A 4,065-nucleotide genomic window follows, 5' to 3' on the forward strand; every position below is an offset into this window, starting at 1 on the left:
TATTCTTCAGCAGCCAGCCGCGCGAACTGCGGAAACACCGGGACACTACCGCGACTCAGGCCGCGAGCCCAAGAGAACCGTCCACACAGCTACCTCGCCGACGTTCCTCCGACCGAGTTCGAAGCCACCTTCTACGATGCACAACGGACCGACCAACCCCTGATCGGAATCCAATAACCCGAGCCTCCGACAGAACCAGGGCGATTCATCACGCAGCTCCGGCGGATACCTCCTCAATGAACCACCTGACATGACTCCAACCTTCCCAAGAAGTGGAGTCTCCGGACATGCCGGGGCGATTCAGTGTGGAGCTCTTAAAGGCCATGGCCTGCATTCCAGACGGTCGCGACGAACGCTATAGTTATTGGCCATGAGATTAGATTCGATTCGCCGTTCGGGCGTTGTAGTGCTTGTCTTGGCCACGGCCTCGGTAGCAATGGTCGTGGAGGCGCTGGGGTGGCGCCGTTACCTTGTGCTGGGCACGGCCACACTAGCACTTGTCGTCAAGGCGGCGGGAGGGCGGCGTCGCCTCGGCGTCCGGCGCAGTCTGGGAAGAAAAGGCAAACGAACGGTCGCGTCCTAAAGCCGGTGTAAATGGGCCGGGCATAGGTTCTGCTTCGAGACCTACCAAGTCATCGAAGAAAGGACCTATGCCCGTGCCTGCACGAGTATCGCCGACTGATCGTGTTCGCGCCAAGATCGACGAGCTGTTCGCATCCGATCGTGAGCTGCCCGAGATTCTGGAGGAGGTGGCCCGGCTCGGCGCACAGTTGCTGATGCAGGCCGCGCTGGAGGCCGAGGTGACCGAGTTCCTCGGCCGTGACCGCTACCAACGCGCCGCGGCCGCGCCGGATGCGCAGCCCCGGGGCGCGCAATGGTTATCGGCCAGCGACGGTCAAGACCACCGTCGGCCCAGTCACCCTGGAGCGGCCCAAGCTGCGCGGCACGACCGCCGCGTTCGTCTCACGCCTGTTCGGCAAGCACGTCACCAAAACCAATGCGCTGGAATCGCTGGTGATCGCCTCGTTCGTGCGCGGACTGTCGGTGCGTGATGTCGAGGCCACCCTTGCCGATGCGCTCGGTGATCAGGCCGCGATCTCGAAATCGACTGTCTCGCAGGTATGCCAAGCGATAAAAACCGAGTACAACACCTGGGCGCGGCGCCCCTGGGCGATGTCGTGCTCGATTAGCTGTTCCTGGATGCCTCCTTCTTCCGGATGCATCCCGGCTCGCCGGCCGAGCCGATCCTGGCCGCGTGGGGCGTCACCACCGCCGGCAAGCCCGTCTTTGTTGGCCTGGCCCCCGGCGTGGTGGAGTCGACCGAGGCCTGGGCCGATTTCCTGACCGATCTCACCGACCGTGGGCTAGCGTGCCCGCTGCTGGTCATCTCCGACGGTGCCCGCGGCCTGATCGCCGCGATCGAGCAGGTCTTCCCGACCGCGCTGCGGCAACGCTGCCTGATCCAGCGGTTACGCAACGTGCTGGCCAAGATCCCGGCCGGGATGCAGGCCGAGATCCGCGACGGCTACTGGGCCTGCTTCGACACTGAGGACCTCAAAACCGAGCCCGGTCCGCGGCTGGTCGAACTGGTCGACGCCCGGCTGACCGCGTTCGCTACCCGCTACACGACCACCTACCCGGCAGCGATGAAGATCATGCTGACCGAGCGCGAGGGCCTGACCGCCTATCTGCGGTTCCCGCCCGAACATCATCACCGCATCCGCCACTCGAACTTCATCGAACGCACCTTCGGAGAAACCCGCCGCCGCGCAAAGGTTATCGGCCGCTTCCCTGGCGAGACCAGTTGTAACAGCATCGCCTGGGCCGTGCTCGACCGCGCATCCCGCGGCTGGCGCGGACTCACCATGACCCCCGCCGGGCTGCGCCAGCTCCAAGACCTGCGCCGCAGCCTGCTGCAACCACCCCGGCAACTGTGGCCCCAGCACACCCCGGACTTCGCTAGCAGCACCACCGAAACCGTCAGCGCCACCGCGTAGCATCACTCACCGAAGCCAGAACCTCCGCAGGCCGATTTACACCGGATTCCGGACGCCACCCAAACGAACTAGTGCCCTGAGTCATTAATTTTGGTGCAGTAGTTGCCGACGATGCTGATCAAGATTTGGTCGACGGTCTTGGTCCAGACGTATGGGGGCCCTCGTTCCGGGTTTCGACTACTGCGGTGATCGCCGCCCACTGCGAGGGGTACTGCGGATGCACCTCAGCGACCATGCGCACTGCACGCTCACGAAGCTCGTCGGGATACTTGCTCGGGCGTGCCATAACTCGAATCCTCCCAAGATCGGGAGTCTCCGGAAACGCCGGGACGGCTCAGTGTGTGGGAGCTGTTCAGCAGGTGCGTAGACATTGCCGACGCAGTGCTCGTTCAGTGTGTCGGATACCTGAACCAAGCAACGGCTCGATAGCGCGCTGGAGGACTTTGCCCGCGAGCCCACCGGGGAACTTGTAGTCGGCAGTTATGTCAACGCGGGTCACTGCTGATCCCATCGGCGTCGTGGCAACGGCTGCCAAGGCAACTATGCCGTTGTTGGTCACCAAGGCCTCTGTGATGCGCCGGCACGGCTCCCACTCGGTGATGCGACTCGTTCCGGTCATCGCGATTGGGCCGATCTTGCCGGTTCCTCGAAATTCGGCGCCGACCCCGTCTGATAGTTCGCCGATTGGCGTAATGGTGCGCAACCCAAAGACCCACTCCGGCATCCGGCGGTAGTCGACAGCGTAGTCGAAAACCGCCTCAGCCGGCAATTCTAGAGTGCCAGACGCGAACACCATCGTCATGCGCCACCAGCCCAGGCCAAAGACTCCGCCGTGGCATCGCCTACAGAATGATCCCTGCAGTCAGTGCGCATGGGTTGATGGTGGCATCACCGTCACAACCCGTCAATAGAATTGGATTTCGAATCTCCCTCGTGGTGGGTCGGCCGGCCGCTACGATGAATCGCGTTCATGATGGTGAAGACGGATCGTCACGCGCGGCGCGACGTTCAGGCGCTTCCAGGCGGGCACCGAGAGGCTCAACGCGTGAGGAGTTGCCTGACGCACCGTTGGCTTGTGCAGTAGCTTTAGCTTTTAGATTAGAATTTCGGGGTGTCGATGAACCTGGGTGCCGTGGGGCGGCTGCTACCGGAGTTGACCGGAGATGCCCGAGCCGATCGTTGGCGCGAGCATCGAGCTGCTGTGCGGGCGGAGCTGATAGAAGCGACGCTTCGCGCGATCGACGAGTATGGGCCTGACCTGTCCATCGACGATGTCGTAAAGACCGCGGGGATCCCCAGGCCCAAGCTGTATCGATTCTTCGCGGATAAGGACGCCTTATTCGCCGCGGTCGGCCAGCGGGTGCAGGAGATGATCATCGAGCAAGTCGTGCCGCAGTTTGATGCCGCCACCACGGCGCTGGAGCTGGTCAGCTCCGCGGTGGCCGCTTACGTCGGGCTCGTGGATAAGCGGCCTAATCTTTTTCGTTTCCTGGTGAATTCCCACTTCAGGGACGGGCGTTCGCCCGCGGATTTGATCGAGGGCGGCAGGCCGCTCTCGGACGCCACGGTGGATGTTTGGTCAGCCGCTATCGAGGCGCGTGGTGGCGAGGGCGCCAACTTTGAATATGTTGTGGATGCTGCTCTGGGAGCGGTGGGACTTGGTGTGCTGCGCTGGCTGAATTCCCCGACCGTCAGCAAGGATGCCCTTGTCGAAGAGTTGACCGCTTTTTTGTGGGGCGCCTTTTCGGCAATTGCGGAAGTGCGTGGGGTGCACCTCACTCCTGACACGAAGCTAGAGTCATCGGCCGAGGCAAATTAAGCGGTCGCTTTCCCAGTTCGGGCGGCTGGCGGCGCCGACATGCTGAACCTGCCCTGAACCGTAGAGGCATACACTACGAGGAGTGGATGTGCCGGAGACACGGATCGGGAGTGGAGATATCGTCAAGACCTGTGGATCGGTGAGTTTCAGGCGACCTGCGATCCGACGGTTTGAGGCTCAGCTGCCGACGGTTCGGGTGTGATGTCGATAGGCCGTTCGAGCGGCTTGCCCTTGTGGAAGACGGCGCTG

General features: G+C 62.8%; 2 protein-coding genes and 1 pseudogene. 2 read left to right on the forward strand and 1 reads right to left on the reverse strand.

The genetic code is table 11. From position 1 onward, the window contains the following. Positions 1-656: 656 nt before the first annotated feature. Positions 657-1,997: pseudogene (locus tag BST44_RS31765) on the forward strand (IS256 family transposase). Positions 1,998-2,349: 352 nt separating this feature from the next. On the opposite strand, the gene BST44_RS28790 reads toward BST44_RS31765, so the two are convergent. After that, the gene (locus tag BST44_RS28790) at positions 2,350-2,799 is read right to left on the reverse strand and encodes an SRPBCC family protein (protein WP_007172254.1); all 450 of its coding nucleotides are present in this window, start codon (positions 2,797-2,799) and stop codon (positions 2,350-2,352) included. 315 nt (positions 2,800-3,114) lie between these two features. On the opposite strand from BST44_RS28790, the gene BST44_RS28795 reads away from it, so the two are divergent. Beyond that, a complete protein-coding gene (locus BST44_RS28795) occupies positions 3,115-3,816 on the forward strand; it encodes a TetR/AcrR family transcriptional regulator (protein WP_033721584.1) in 702 nt (233 codons plus the stop codon). Positions 3,817-4,065: the final 249 nt, after the last annotated feature.

Origin of the sequence: Mycobacterium scrofulaceum, assembly GCF_002086735.1 — a bacterium.
GTDB classification, from domain to species: Bacteria; Actinomycetota; Actinomycetes; order Mycobacteriales; family Mycobacteriaceae; genus Mycobacterium; species Mycobacterium scrofulaceum.